The 13464-nt window shown below is 68.4% G+C and carries 11 protein-coding genes and 2 tRNA genes; 10 read left to right on the forward strand and 3 right to left on the reverse strand.

From position 1 onward, the window contains the following. Positions 1-243: 243 nt before the first annotated feature. The 5 genes from lon (at position 244) to K9U40_RS04705 (ending at position 5201) form a co-directional block, all read left to right on the forward strand. Positions 244-2661 (forward strand): endopeptidase La, encoded by a 2418-nt coding sequence (gene lon / locus K9U40_RS04685; RefSeq protein WP_282889054.1) that lies wholly within the window; start codon positions 244-246, stop codon positions 2659-2661. A 323-nt stretch (positions 2662-2984) separates the two neighbouring features. Continuing rightward, a complete protein-coding gene (locus K9U40_RS04690; protein WP_203192292.1) occupies positions 2985-3263 on the forward strand; it encodes an HU family DNA-binding protein in 279 nt (92 codons plus the stop codon). Positions 3264-3660: 397 nt separating this feature from the next. Then, positions 3661-3736: transfer RNA gene (locus K9U40_RS04695), tRNA-Val, on the forward strand. A gap of 338 nt (positions 3737-4074) precedes the next feature. Further along, positions 4075-4151, forward strand: a tRNA-Asp gene (locus K9U40_RS04700). Positions 4152-4310: 159 nt separating this feature from the next. Continuing rightward, positions 4311-5201, forward strand: a complete 891-nt coding sequence (locus tag K9U40_RS04705; protein WP_282889056.1) for an SGNH/GDSL hydrolase family protein — start codon at positions 4311-4313, stop codon at positions 5199-5201. A 6-nt stretch (positions 5202-5207) separates the two neighbouring features. On the opposite strand, the gene K9U40_RS04710 is transcribed toward K9U40_RS04705, so the two are convergent. Next, positions 5208-5861, reverse strand: a complete 654-nt coding sequence (locus tag K9U40_RS04710) for an alpha/beta hydrolase (RefSeq protein WP_282889057.1) — start codon at positions 5859-5861, stop codon at positions 5208-5210. Between the two features lie 107 nt (positions 5862-5968). After that, positions 5969-6913: a ring-cleaving dioxygenase gene (locus tag K9U40_RS04715; RefSeq protein WP_282889058.1), complete on the reverse strand. Its 945-nt coding sequence runs from the start codon at positions 6911-6913 to the stop codon at positions 5969-5971. A 303-nt stretch (positions 6914-7216) separates the two neighbouring features. On the opposite strand from K9U40_RS04715, the gene K9U40_RS04720 reads away from it, so the two are divergent. The 3 genes from K9U40_RS04720 (at position 7217) to K9U40_RS04730 (ending at position 10181) form a co-directional block, all read left to right on the forward strand. Then, the gene (locus K9U40_RS04720) at positions 7217-7471 is read left to right on the forward strand and encodes a hypothetical protein (RefSeq protein ID WP_282889059.1); all 255 of its coding nucleotides are present in this window, start codon (positions 7217-7219) and stop codon (positions 7469-7471) included. Between the two features lie 352 nt (positions 7472-7823). Continuing rightward, complete coding sequence (locus tag K9U40_RS04725; RefSeq protein WP_282889060.1) at positions 7824-9173, forward strand: tetratricopeptide repeat protein; 1350 nt, start codon at positions 7824-7826, stop codon at positions 9171-9173. Positions 9174-9185: 12 nt separating this feature from the next. Further along, positions 9186-10181, forward strand: a complete 996-nt coding sequence (locus K9U40_RS04730; protein WP_282889061.1) for a FecR family protein — start codon at positions 9186-9188, stop codon at positions 10179-10181. Positions 10182-10331: 150 nt separating this feature from the next. Here the strand turns inward: K9U40_RS04730 and K9U40_RS04735 are convergent, their stop codons facing one another. Further along, on the reverse strand, positions 10332-11510 hold the full coding sequence (locus tag K9U40_RS04735; RefSeq protein ID WP_282889062.1) for a glycosyltransferase: 1179 nt from the start codon (positions 11508-11510) through the stop codon (positions 10332-10334). Positions 11511-11879: 369 nt separating this feature from the next. Between K9U40_RS04735 and K9U40_RS04740 the strand changes: the two genes are divergently transcribed. Both K9U40_RS04740 and K9U40_RS04745 read left to right on the forward strand, forming a co-directional pair. Then, positions 11880-12887, forward strand: coding sequence for an ABC transporter substrate-binding protein (locus K9U40_RS04740; protein WP_282889063.1), 1008 nt, complete (start codon positions 11880-11882; stop codon positions 12885-12887). A gap of 23 nt (positions 12888-12910) precedes the next feature. Further along, the coding region (locus tag K9U40_RS04745) for a glutathione S-transferase family protein (RefSeq protein ID WP_282889064.1) at positions 12911-13464 on the forward strand (554 nt) is incomplete at its 3' end.

Genomic DNA, 13464 nt, shown 5'->3' on the forward strand with positions numbered 1-13464 from the left:
GGGACATGCTCCGGCACCGTTCCGCCCTCTCCCGAGCCCGATGAACGGGTTGCCCTTGAAACGGGCAGGTTGCGTGTCCATCTACTTTTCTACAGTTCCGGTCTCGGGGGTCGGACCTCGTGCCTCCTGCGGCTCGCGCCGCTTCAGCATTGAAAATCCACACCCGTCTCCGGCCGCGTGCACGCGCGGCAGCGCCCGGTTATGCGCTTTTCCTGCGCGTGCACTTCTTGAAAGGATTGCGTCATGACGAGCCAGAAGCCGCGCCCGCCGCTCGTTGCCGGGGTGTCCCAGACCTTCCCGGTCCTGCCTCTTCGGGACATCGTGGTTTTTCCCCATATGATCGTTCCCCTCTTCGTGGGCCGCGAAAAGTCCATTCGCGCCCTGGAAGAGGTCATGCGCGGTGATACCTACATCCTGCTGGCCACCCAGGAGAACGCTTCGGATGACGATCCCGCGCCCGAGGCCATCTTCTCCGTGGGCACGCTGGCGACCGTGCTGCAGCTGCTGAAGCTGCCCGACGGCACCGTGAAGGTGCTGGTGGAGGGCGTCAGCCGCGCCCAGGTGACCCGCTACACCGACCGGACCGATCTCTACGAGGCCGAGGCCATCACCCTCGACGACGAGACCGGCGACCAGGTGGAGGCGGAGGCGCTCGCGCGCTCCGTGGTCACCGAGTTCGAGAATTACGTGAAGCTCAACAAGAAGGTGTCGCCCGAGGTGGTGGGCGTCGTCAGCCAGATCGACGACCACTCCAAGCTGGCCGACACGGTGGCCTCGCACCTCGCCGTGAAGATCCCGGACAAGCAGGCCGTGCTGGAGATGCTCAAGGTCTCCGACCGGCTGGAGAAGGTGCTCGGCCAGATGGAGAGCGAGATCTCCGTCCTGCAGGTGGAAAAGCGCATCCGCACCCGCGTCAAGCGGCAGATGGAGAAGACCCAGCGCGAGTACTACCTCAACGAGCAGATGAAGGCGATCCAGAAGGAACTCGGCGACGAGGACGGCAAGGACGACCTGCAGGAGCTGGAGGACCGCATCAAGCGGACCAAGCTCACCAAGGAAGCCCGCGAGAAGGCCGCCCACGAGCTGAAGAAGCTGCGCCAGATGTCGCCCATGTCGGCGGAAGCCACCGTGGTGCGCAACTATCTGGACTGGCTGCTCTCCATCCCGTGGGGCGTGAAGAGCAAGGTCAAGAAGGACCTGCCCTACGCCCAGCAGATCCTCGACGCGGACCACCATGGCCTCGACAAGGTCAAGGAGCGCATCGTCGAGTACCTGGCGGTGCAGAGCCGCGCCAACAAGCTCACCGGGCCCATCCTGTGCCTCGTCGGCCCGCCCGGCGTCGGCAAGACCTCGCTCGGCAAGTCCATCGCCAAGGCGACGGGGCGTGAGTTCGTGCGCGTGGCCCTCGGCGGCGTCCGCGACGAGGCGGAGATCCGCGGTCACCGGCGGACCTATATCGGGTCCATGCCGGGCAAGATCATCCAGTCCATGCGGAAGGCGAAGAAGTCCAATCCGCTCTTCCTCCTGGACGAGATCGACAAGATGGGCGCCGATTTCCGCGGTGATCCGTCGTCGGCCCTGCTCGAGGTGCTGGATCCCGAGCAGAACCACACCTTCAACGACCACTATCTCGAGGTGGATTACGACCTCTCGAACGTCATGTTCGTGACCACGGCGAACACGCTGAACATCCCGCCGGCCCTTCTGGACCGCATGGAGGTGATCCGCATCGCCGGCTACACCGAGGACGAGAAGGTGGAGATCGCGCGCAAGCACCTGATCCCCAACTCCCTCGGCAAGCACGGCCTGACGCCCAAGGAGTTCGCCATCGACAACGACGCGCTCATGACCCTGATCCGCCGCTATACGCGGGAGGCGGGCGTGCGCAACCTCGAGCGCGAGATCTCCACCCTCGCCCGCAAGGCGGTGAAGGAGCTGGTGCTGTCGAAGAAGAAGTCGGTGAAGGTGACGGCGAAGAACCTCGAGGACTTCCTCGGCGTGCCGCGCTACCGGTACGGCGAGATGGAGACCGAGGACCAGGTGGGTGTCGTCACCGGCCTCGCCTGGACCGAGGTGGGCGGCGAGCTGCTCACCATCGAGGGCCTCATGATGCCCGGCAAGGGCAAGATGACCGTCACCGGCAACCTGCGGGACGTGATGAAGGAGAGCATCTCCGCGGCGGCGTCTTACGTGCGCTCGCGGGCGGTGGACTTCGGCATCGAGCCGCCTCTGTTCGAGCGGCGCGACATCCACGTCCACGTGCCCGAGGGGGCGACCCCGAAGGACGGCCCGTCCGCAGGTGTCGCCATGGCCACCGCCATCGTCTCGGTGATGACGGGCATCCCGGTCCGCCGCGACGTGGCCATGACGGGTGAGATCACCCTGCGTGGCCGGGTGCTGCCCATCGGCGGCCTCAAGGAGAAGCTCCTTGCAGCCCTGCGCGGCGGCATCAAGAAGGTGCTGATCCCCGAGGAGAACGCCAAGGACCTGGCGGACATCCCGGCCAACGTGAAGAACGCGCTGGAGATCGTTCCGGTCTCCCGCATGGACGAGGTGCTCGCCAACGCGCTCGTTCGCCCGCCGGTGCCGATCACCTGGGAAGAGCGCCCGGTGAACGCCCCGGTGCCGGGCGAAGAGACCCCCGGCGTGGTCGCCCACTGATCGTAGATCCGGCCGGATTGCTCGCAAACCGGCCGGATTGAAGCGTTTTCCAGCGAAACGAGAGGGCGTGCTGCCGCGTCTCCCCGCAAGAAGGGGGCGCGGCGCACGCCCTCAACGTTTTCAAAGGCTTAATGATTGGTTCGACGACGCGCGGCAGGCGTATTTTTCCCCGCTCCTTCGCAGGCGCACAGCGAGAAATCGTGCATTGGTGCGGGTTTGACGCCGATCACGCTTGCAAATGCCGCATTTTCCGTGATGCTCGCGCCGTCCGTGGGGGCTTGACCCTTCACGATTCGTGTTCTGACAACGGAAGGAAAGGTCAGATGACCACCAAGAACGAACTGATCGCCGCGGTGGCCGAAGAGGCGAAGCTGACGAAGACGGCCGCGGCTGCGGCTGTGGACGCCACCTTCGACATCATCGCCAAGGCGCTCAAAGAGGGCGAGGAAGTCAAGCTGATCGGCTTCGGCAGCTTCTCCGTGGTGACGCGCGCCGCTCGCGAGGGCCGCAACCCGCGCACCGGTAAGCCGGTGAAGATCAAGGCGTCCAAGGCTCCCAAGTTCACCCCCGGCAAGGGCCTCAAGGAAGCCGTCAACGGCTGATCGGCCCAAGGCCCTTCGGTGAGGGGTCCTTCCAAAGGCTTCCCGGACGCTCCCGGCCCGCGCATTGTCGCGGGCGGAGCGTCCCCGAGCCGTGCGGCGGCGCCTCGGAAGCCGCCCGGCGGCAGGGCAGGGCAAGCCGAGGCAGAACGGGGTGGCGGCGGGGCCGCCATCCGCTTCAGACCATCGTGATCCTGCATGCGGCCGTCCCTTGCCGAGGCCGCAGGGTGTCCGCGGCGGAGCAGGAGCGCCGGTGCGCGCGACGGCGATGGATGTATCGCCTCCGATTGCGGCAGATGCCGTGTGCCCTTGCCCGTCTCCTCAGCATTCGCGTCGTTCCAGCCGTGGATCTTGCCGGCTGAGACGGGTGGGACTATAGCGCCTTCATGGTTTCCGGCCTGGGCGGTTAGCTCAGTTGGTAGAGCATCTCGTTTACACCGAGAGGGTCGGCGGTTCGAGCCCGTCACCGCCCACCAGGCCACGCCGCTTCCTGCCATACCGCGCCTGCCGCGTCGATGAACGCCGATCGGGATGCCTCGCGCTCCGATCGCCCCGCGCTTTTTCTCCGAAGATGAGAGGCGGATTCGTCGCCCGAACGGGTTCCGCGCGGAGATTCGCCGCCGCGCCGCGCCCTGGTCTTCGGGCTTCGCGCGCGTGCGCCGCAGGAGCGGCGCAAAGCTTTGCCGTCACTATGTCTTCGCCGGGCCTGTGGACAAGTGCCGCGCAAAATGTGCGCGTGTTGCTTGACTTGCGAAGAGGGGTGCCGTACCACGCCGCTCTCTTCGGCGGCACGGTTCGTCCGGCGCCGGTTCGGGGGGGTGTAGCTCAGTTGGTTAGAGCGCCGGCCTGTCACGCCGGAGGTCGCGGGTTCGAGCCCCGTCACTCCCGCCATCCAGATCCCCGCTTCAGATTTGCCGCTCCTGTCGCCCCTGGCCGGGTGTCTGCCCTGTGGTCGCCTTGGACCCGCGCGACGCCGGTTCGGCGCGTGGCAGGCGATAACCTCGCCAGACCTTGCGTTTGCGGTCCAGATCGACGCACTGTGGCGGCGACATGTTTCTCCGTCCCCTGGTCCCGCTGGCCTTTTCCAGCCTTCGTCCGCGCCGCCATGGCGCCATGTACTGTCTTGCACCGTTCATGGCGGCTGCGCTGCTCTGTGCGCCTGCCGCCGCCTGCCCCTCGGAGGCGCGGCCCGCGCCGCCACTGGTGTTGAAGCAGGCCGCGACGGCCCGGGCCGAGGGGCGGCCGCTGCGTATCCTCGCCATCGGCTCCTCCACCACGGCCGGGGCCGGGGCCTCCGGCGCGGCCGCCAATTATCCGAGCCAGCTCGCCCATCGGCTGGAAGCCGCGCTGGGGGAGGGGAGCGTCGAGATCACCAATGCCGGGGTATCGGGGGAAAACGCGCCGGCCACACTGCGGCGGCTGGAGGTCTTTCTGGCGACGCCGCCCGTGCCCGATCTGGTGCTGTGGCAGGTGGGCACCAACGACGTGATCCTTGGGGGCGATCCGGAGCGGCTGAGGCAGCTGGTCGGCAGGGGGCTCGATGGCATCGCCGCGGCCGGGGCGGCGGCTCTCGTGATCGACCAGCAATATTTTCCGGCCATCCTCGATCTGGCCCGCTACGAAGGCTTCGTGGCCGCCGTGGGCGATGCGGCCGCCGAGCGCGGCGTGCCGCTGCTGCCGCGCTATGTGATGATGAAGCAGTGGGCGGCCCAGGACCCGGCGGGCTTCCGCTCCACCTTGTCCTGGGACCGCTTCCACATGAACGATAAGGGCTATGCCTGCCTGGCCGATCTCCTGGCGCCGGCCATCGTGGCTGCGGCCACGGCGCCGGTGGCTGATGCGCCGAAGGCCGCGGCCAGGGAACTCACCCGTGAGCCCGCCCGTGAACCGCCCCGGGAGGCAGCCAAGGACATGTCCAGGCGGCCACCGGCGGTTCGGTAAGGGCGGTCAGGCCGCGCCGGGGCGGCCGATCCGGGCGATGAAGTCCCGTGCGGCCGTCAGGTCGGTGGCGGTCAGTCCGTGGCTCGCCGGCAGCGTCCGCTGCTCCACCAGGGCGCCACGAGCCGTCAGCAGGGCCGCGAGCCGGGCGGCATTCTCTGGGGGCACGATGGGATCCATGGCGCCGGACAGCATCAGAACCGGGGTTCCGGGCAGGGTGCCCGCCGGTGGCGCGGCAATCGGCACCATGGCCCGCAACAGCACCGCGCCGGCGAGCGCCTCCGGCCGCAGCAGCAGCATGGCGGCGGCGATGTTGGCGCCGTTGGAGAAGCCCACCGCCACGGGTGCTGCAAGGCCATAGGCCGTGCGCGCCGCGCCGATGAAGTCGGCGAGCTCGTGGGCGCGCCGCGCCACGTCCTGCTCGTCGAACACGCCTTCCGCGAGGCGGCGGAAGAAGCGGGGCATGCCGGCCTCGCTCACCTGTCCGCGCGGCGACAGCAGGGCCGCGCCGGGGGCGATCATGCGGCCCAGGGGCAGAAGGTCGGTTTCATCGCCTCCGGTGCCGTGGAGCAGCAGAAGCGGCGTCGCGCCGACAAGGGTGGCGGGCTCGAAGCGATGGGTGAAGGTGAGCGCGGGCGCATCCCGCTTGAGGGTCGAAGCCATGGATAGCTCCTCGCGGCTGGTCCGATCCGGTCGCCGATGCAGCCGCTTTGCATGAAGTGAGGGGCAGAGGCCCGGCCGCGCGCGGCGGCCGGGCGATGGGTGACGGGTCAGGCGACGGCGGGCAGTGTCGCCTCGATCTCGCTGCGGTGGGCCTCGTATTGGGCGGGCAGCTTCAGCGCCGCGCCGAGGCTTTCGGGGGCCTCGTCCACGGCGAAGCCGGGGTCGTCGGTCGCGATCTCGAACAGCACGCCACCCGGCTCGCGGAAGTAGACCGAGCGGAAGTAATTGCGGTCCCGCTGCTCGGTGACGCGCAGGCCGTGCGCGGCGGTCAGCCGCTCCGCCATGGTGGCCTGGGCGGCATCGTCCGCGGCCCGGAAGGCAATGTGGTGCACGCTGCCCTGCCCCTGCCGGCCTTCGAGGAAGCCGCCGGCCTCGCGGATGTCCACGATGGTGCCGATCTGTCCGCTTCCCTCCGTCCCCGCGGCGGTGAAGCGGATGCGGGTGCCCTCGCGGGCGGTCTCGGCGAAGCCGAACACATCGGTGAGGATGGCGGCGGTGGGGCCGGCCTCCCTGAGCAGCAGGGTCACCGAATGCAGGCCGCGAATGGCATGCTCCACCGGCACCTCGCCGCCGGCCCAGGCCGGCTCGGCGTCGATGCCGGGCACGCCCACGAGGGCGAGGCGCATGCCGTCCGGGTCCTTGAAGCCGATGACCGAGGCGCCGAAGCGTTTCTCCGGGAACTCCGGGGCAAGGCCGCAGGCGATCAGGCGGCCGGTCCAGTAGCCGATGGAGGCCTCCGGGATGCGGAAGGCGGTCTCCTGGGTCTCGCCGACGCCGGCACGCCCCTCATCGGCATGCTCCCACGGGAAGAAGGTGAGGATGGAGCCGGGCCGGCCGGCCTCGTCGCCGAAATAGAAATGGTAGGTGCCGGGATCGTCGAAATTGACGGTCTTCTTCACCAGCCGGAGCCCGAGGGTCGCGGTGTAGAAGTCGAGGTTGCGCCGGGCCGAGCCGGCAATGGCAGTGATGTGGTGAAGGCCCTTGCTGGTCATGGTCTGATCTCCTGGCCGGTGGCAATCCGGCGTTGGATCTAATTTAGGCAAGGAACGACTGATAAGAAGCTCAATTTCATTGCGTTTATGCAATGGAAAAGTGCGTGGCGGGATGCCGGCTCGCCCGTCGCCGGGCGGGGCGCGGTCGGGCCAGTGGAAGCGGGACGCTTTTCGGCGAATGCAACGGGCAATCAGTCGCTATTGCGGGCTACAAGGGGTCAAGGCGGGGTTCGCCGAGTCGCGCCCCGCGCAAACAGACGGTGGCCGGGGTCAACCACGCCGGGCAGCAAGGGGGAGGTTCCAATGACGACATTCAGGACGCAGGCGGTCCGGCTCGCATTTCTGGTGGCGGTGGCGGGCGCCGGCTTCATGGCGAGCGCGGGCACAAGCCAGGCGGTGGTCTATTGCAAGACCGTCGGTTACCCCAAGGGCTGCGTCGCGCGCCCGGCCGCGGTTGTGGTGCGCCCGGCGCCGGTGGCCGGCGCTGTCGTGGTGGCGCCGCGCCGGGTGATCTATTGCACGCGTCCGGGCTACCCGCGGGGCTGCGTGGTGCGCTGAACCCGACCTGCGGACGCCGCGGCCGTGCTCAAGGCGGCGCGGCGCCCGCGCGGTTCGGACGGCGATCTCTGGCCGATCCGGCCCGCGCGGGGGGGATGGGGCGGTAGCAAGGTGACGCACAACATGCGTGCCTGTGATAAAAATGCTCTTCCTGTCAGGAAATGTTCAGCATGCCGGACATTTCCTGTCGCGCTCGAATCCCTTTTCCCGAAGTGAAGTGTTAAGGAGCACTTAAGGGCAAGGGGCGGGGCCTTGCCAGCAAACGCCGGAGAGATCAGGCATGCTGGTATTGCGGACACATGCGGAAATCAGAAAGCGATCGGTCGCCCTCGCGACGGGTCTGGGACGCACCATGGGGGCCCTTGCGGCGGGCACCCTGACTGTTGGTGCCCTGGTCCTGAGCGGTGCGCCGGGCCTTGGCGTCGGGCACGCCCAGGCGCAGCAGACGGCGGTCGCCAATGCCGACCCCGAATTCAACCAGCTTTTCCACCAGTCCATGAGGCGTCCCGCCGACGTGGAGCTGGCCTTCCGGCTGGCCCGGCGGGCCATCGAGGTGGGCGACTACGAGGCCGCCATCGGCGTCTACGAGCGCATCCTCTTCTACAATCCGAACCTGGTGCGGGTGAAGCTGGAGCTGGGGCGCCTCTATTACCGGCTCGGCGCCTACGAATCCGCCCGCTCCTATTTCGAGCCCATCGCCGAGGCTCCGGCCCTCACCACGGCCGAGCGGGACAATATCGCCGCCTACATGGTGGAGATCTCGCGGCGGCTCGATCCCAACCAGATCACCGTCTATGCCCAGGTGGGCGTGCGCTACCAGTCCAACGCCAATTACGGCCCCTCGAGCCGCCTCGTGCTCGGGCAGGACCTGACCGCGCTGCTGCCGCCCGGCTCGACGGCGCAGGCGGACGGGAACGCCTTCGCCCTCGCCACCGTCCGCCACGTCTATGACTTCGGCAACCAGCGCGGCGATGTCTGGGAAAGCAACGCCAACCTCTATTATTCGCAGCAGTTCCAGCTGCAGAATCTCAATCTCGGCTATGCCGAGTTCAACACCGGCCCGCGCTTCGCCCTTTTGCCGGACCAGATGCCCGGCTCGTCGATCCGGGCCTATGTGCTTGGCGGCGGCATCGCGCTGGGTGGCGACGCCTATGTGGGAACCTATGGCGCCGGCCTGTCGCTCTATGCGCCGTTCAGCATGTATTTCGCCGTCGAGCCGTTCGCCGAGGTGCGCCAGCGCGAGTACCAGAACTCGCGGGACTATCCCACGGCCAGCCTGCAGAGCGGCGACATGTGGACCCTGGGCGCCAACCTCTCCGGCCGCCTGACCGACGCCTCCGGCTGGCGCGCCCGCGTGGCCTACAACAATGCGAGCGGCGACCTGCCGTGGTACTCTTACGATAATGTGTCCATCGACGTAGCCGTGCCCATCGAGTTCCAGGGCCTGTGGGGCATCCGCCGCTGGGTGGCGATCCCGAGCGCCGGCTATTCGCGCTACAGCTATGACGAGCCCAACCCCTTCATCAACAGCTGGATCACCCAGGAGGACAACCAGTATCGCGTGGGTCTCGCGCTGGATGTTCCGATCCATGAGCAGTGGGGGCTGCTGACGCAGGTTCAATACAGCTGGTCGCAATCGACGCTGCCGAACTACGGGTTCGACAATTTCAGCGTCTCCGTCGGCCCGAACGTCCGGTTCTGAGGAGCGACGCACATGCCCATCAGCACTCCTGCGCGACTCCTTGCCTCTGTCGCCTCCCTCGCCCTCATCGCTGCCACCGGTCCTGCCCTGGCCCAGAGCCAGCAGGTGGGCACGGCCGCCGCGGTCAACCCGCGCTCCACCGGCGCCGGCGCGCGCACGCTGGAGCTCGGCTCCAGCATCATCTACCGCGAGCGCATCGAGACCAGCGCCTCCGGCAGCGTCCAGGTCCTGTTCGTGGACAAGACCACGCTGAACATCGGCCCCAACTCGAACCTGCTGATCGACGAGTTCGTGTACGACCCCAATGCCAAGAAGGGGTCCATGGCCATTTCCCTCACCAAGGGCGCGGTGCGCTTCGTGGGCGGCAATGCGAGCCACACCGAGGGCGCCGAGGTGAAGACGCCGGTGGCCACCATCGGCATCCGCGGCGGCGTCGCGGCGATCACCCATCGCGATGGCGAGACGCAGGCCATCCTCCAGTTCGGCACGCTGACCATCACCGGCCTCTCGGGCGAAACCGTGGTGGTGCGCCGGCCGGGTTTCATGGTCACGGTCAACCGCGCCGGCATTGCCGGGCCCACCCGCGTGTCGCAGGGCCAGATCGACGCCATCATCGCCCAGACCCGCAGCCGCACCGGCCAGAATGGCGGCCGTCCCGAGCCGACGCCGGATGTCACCGGCCTCGACCGCGGGTCCAGCCATCCCTGCTCCATCCCGGTGCAGGGCCAGACCACCATGGACCTCGCTGCCGCATCCTGCCGCTATGTGAACACCGACCTGCAGGGCGAGGCTGACCTCATCGCCCAGCAGGCGGCGCAGCAGAACCAGGGCAACGTGTTGATCCCCCTCGTTCCGCAGGCCTCATGCCCGCCCGACACCTATAATTGCGGGGGTGGCGGCTATTTCGCGGGGGGGCCGCTGGTGCCGCAACTGCCGCAGCCGCCGCAGGGCGGCCTCACCGCGCCGGGAGGTTTCGGCGGCTTCCGGGGGTCGCGCGGCGGCTTCTGAGGCGCGGTCCGTTCCAGGTGGCCGGAACGGTCGATCCGCCGACAGGCAGCGAACCGGGTTCGGGAGCATCTCCCGAACCCGGCGCGATGTCAGGCATGGCTCGCGCTGCCCGAGCCAGGGAGGTGATGCTGCTTCGAGGACGCGCGCGTCTCAAAGCAGTGCGAGGCAGCGCCGTGTGAGCACGTCGAGGGGATTCTCCTCCAGCATCGCCCGGTGCATGCGACCCGCCGCCTCGGCGATGAAATGGGCATCCTCGTCGTCATGCATGGCGCGGATGCTCTCCACCGCGACCCGAACCCGGGGATCGAACAGGGGCAGGTTGAGGCCGAGGCCGGCGGCGGCAAGGCACTCACCGTTCATGTAATGCTCGCCGTGGACGCAGAGCGTCACCTGCGGGATGCCGGCGAGGAGCGCCTCGGTGGCGACGCCCGCGCTGCCCTGGTGCAGCACCAGCCTGCTGCGGGCGAGGACCTCGGACATGGGCGCCGGCCGCGCGTGGACGCGCACGCCCGCCGTGCGCAGCGGCTCCATCAGGCTCGGCTCCGCGCCGGAAACGTGGATCTCCAGCTCCGGCCCCAGGGCGCGCAAGGCCTCCATGACGTCGGGCCGGCCGGCGACCTCGGTGTGGAGATAGGCGAAGATGCCGCGTGCATCGGACCGTGCCGGCCCGATGGTCTCATCGAGGATCGGCCCCTCCGCCTGCCGTTCCCGCAGGTCGGCATAGGGATCAATGAGCGGGAAGGTGCGCACGAACACGTCGTCCCCCGCGAACAGCGCGCCGATCCGCTCCAGCGGCGCCAGGCCCTCGTCCGCCAGGGCGGCGTTGACGTTCGCCAGCAGGTCCCGGTCGTGGTGCATGGGCGGCGCGAAGTCGTGGAGCGCCGGCATCGCCTCCAGGTCCGATGGTGGCAGGCAATAGGCGGTGCCGGCCTGCATGATGGCGCAGCGCCCGCGCGCGGCCGGGGCTGCGAGGGGGGCGTAGTCGCACACCATCAGGTCGGGTTGCTCGGCATCGAGGATGAGGCGCCAGCCCTTCAGGGCCGTCCGCACGCTGGCGGCCTCGCGCAGGCCGGCGCGCCCGAGGCTGTCGCACAGGGTGGCGGATGCGGGCCGGGCGTCCTCCGGCCGCTGCACCGGGGGCGGCCAGATCGGCGACTGGATCACCCTTATGCCCGCCTCGGCGAGGGGCGCCGACAACTGCGGATAGCGGACCGCCGCCACCACCTCGTTGCCCGTGGCCATGAGCCGGCGGCCGAGGCGGGCGAGCTGTGTCGTATGGCCGAAGCCGGCCCCCTGCTCCCACGCCAGCAGCACGCGCTTCGCCCGCATCGCCCGTGACCTCCCTTGGCCGCTTCACCGGATCCCGGCGTCCGGGATGGCCGAGGCGAGGCGGCTTGTCCAGCGTGTCGGCTTGAGGCTTGAGCATTGCACAGGACCGCGACAGGATGCTCAATATGTGGGCGCATCCGGTGGCTGCCCTGCGCCGCGCCGGCGGGTCTTCGGAAAAGGGCGCGGGCAAAGGCGGGGGATGCCGTGCGGGATGATGTCAATCGGCGGCTTGGCACGCGGGTTGCTGTTCCGGTGGCATACCGATGACAAAGGTCGCGTTGCCTCACCAGCAGCGGCCGTTCCGCGCGGGCGCGTCGCGGATCGGGGCGGATGGAGCCACAGGACCGGGATCACCGGGAGGAGCCTTGCATGACGCCGTTGCGTACTCTTCTGGCCGCCGCGCTGACCCTTCTCGCGGTGGCGCCGGCCGTGGCCGAGACCGACGTGAAATTCGCCCTCGACTGGAAGTTCGAGGGGCCGTCCGCGCCCTATTTCGTGGCGCTGGACAAGGGCTACTACAAGGCCGAGGGGCTGAGCGTCACCATCGATTCCGGCCCCGGCTCGGTGGCCGGCATCGCGCGGGTGGCGGCGGGCACCTATCCCATCGGCTTCTTCGACATCAACTCGCTGATGAAGTTCCGCGACCAGAATCCGGACAAGGCCGTGAAGGCCGTGCTCATGATCTATGACGAGCCGCCCTTCTCCATCGTCACCCTGAAAAAGACCGGCATCGCCAAGCCGAAGGACCTGGAAGGCAAGACCCTGGGCGCCCCGGCGCCCGACGGCGCCTTCGCCCAGTGGAAGGCCTTCGTGAAGGAGAACGGCATCGACGCCGACAAGGTGAAGATCGAGAATGTGGGCTTCCCGGTGCGCGAGCCCATGCTGGCGGCCGGACAGGTGGACGCCATCACAGGCTTCTCCTTCTCCTCCTACTTCAACCTGCGGCAGAAGGGGGTGCCGGCCGACGACATCGTGGTGATGCTCATGTCCAAGTACGGGCTGGTGCTCTACGGCAACGCCATCATGGTGAACCCGGACTATGCCAAGGCCCATCCCGAGGTGGTGAAGGGCTTCGTGAAGGCCACCATCAAGGGCATCATCGAGACCGCCCGCGATCCCAAGGCCGCCATCGCCTCGGTGATGAAGCGCAACGAGACCGCTGACGAGGCCATCGAGCTGGCGCGCCTGGAAATGGCCCTGCGCGACAACATTGTCACCGCCTGGGTGAAGGCCAACGGCGTGGGCGACGTGGACCCGGCGCGGCTCGCCAAATCCATCGACCAGGTGGCCGTCACCTACGATTTCAAGGCCAAGCCCACGGCGGCGGACATCTTCACCGGCGAATACCTGCCGCCGCTGGCCGAGCGGAAGATGTGAGGCCGGAGCGATCGGGATCGGCGATGCGCATCTATGGGATGAACGGGTCGGGCAATTGCTGGAAGGCGGCGCAGATTCTCAGCCTCACCGGCCACGCCTTCGAGTGGGTGGAGACCTCGAGCGGCGCCGCCGGCACCCGCTCGCCGGATTTCCTCGCCCTCAATCCCATCGGCAAGGTTCCCGTCGTGGTGTTGGATGACGGGACGGCGCTCAGGGAGAGCAACGCCATCCTGCTGCACTTCGCCGAAGGCACCAATTGGCTGCCGCCGCCGGGTCTTGCCCGCACCCGCGTGCACGAGTGGCTGTTCTTCGAGCAGTACAGCCATGAGCCCTATATCGCGGTGGCGCGCTATCTGAAATCGTGGCTGCGGCAGGCGCATCTGCACGAGGCGCGGCTGGCCGACTGCGCCATCCGCGGCGCAGCCGCGCTGGATGTCATGGAGCAGCACCTTGCGGGCGCGCCATGGCTGGTGGGGGAGGGGCCGACCATCGCCGACCTCGCCCTGTTCGCCTACACCCACCGCGCCGAGGAGGCGGATTTCGACCTCGCGCAGTGGCCGGCGGTGCAGGGCTGGGT

The sequence above is a fragment of the Xanthobacter autotrophicus genome, from assembly GCF_030015065.1.
GTDB classification, from domain to species: Bacteria; Pseudomonadota; Alphaproteobacteria; order Rhizobiales; family Xanthobacteraceae; genus Xanthobacter; species Xanthobacter autotrophicus_D.

Bases quoted from the DNA above. Each gene is read 5' to 3' on its own strand.
- lon (WP_282889054.1), top strand. From the start codon at position 244: ATGACGAGCCAGAAGCCGCGCCCGCCGCTCGTTGCCGGGGTGTCCCAG.
- K9U40_RS04710 (WP_282889057.1), bottom strand. From the start codon at position 5,861: ATGGCTTCGACCCTCAAGCGGGATGCGCCCGCGCTCACCTTCACCCAT.
- K9U40_RS04740 (WP_282889063.1), top strand. From the start codon at position 11,880: ATGACGCCGTTGCGTACTCTTCTGGCCGCCGCGCTGACCCTTCTCGCG.
- K9U40_RS04725 (WP_282889060.1), top strand. From the start codon at position 7,824: ATGGGGGCCCTTGCGGCGGGCACCCTGACTGTTGGTGCCCTGGTCCTG.
- K9U40_RS04735 (WP_282889062.1), bottom strand. From the start codon at position 11,510: ATGCGGGCGAAGCGCGTGCTGCTGGCGTGGGAGCAGGGGGCCGGCTTC.
- K9U40_RS04720 (WP_282889059.1), top strand. From the start codon at position 7,217: ATGACGACATTCAGGACGCAGGCGGTCCGGCTCGCATTTCTGGTGGCG.
- K9U40_RS04730 (WP_282889061.1), top strand. From the start codon at position 9,186: ATGCCCATCAGCACTCCTGCGCGACTCCTTGCCTCTGTCGCCTCCCTC.
- K9U40_RS04715 (WP_282889058.1), bottom strand. From the start codon at position 6,913: ATGACCAGCAAGGGCCTTCACCACATCACTGCCATTGCCGGCTCGGCC.
- K9U40_RS04690 (WP_203192292.1), top strand. From the start codon at position 2,985: ATGACCACCAAGAACGAACTGATCGCCGCGGTGGCCGAAGAGGCGAAG.
- K9U40_RS04705 (WP_282889056.1), top strand. From the start codon at position 4,311: ATGTTTCTCCGTCCCCTGGTCCCGCTGGCCTTTTCCAGCCTTCGTCCG.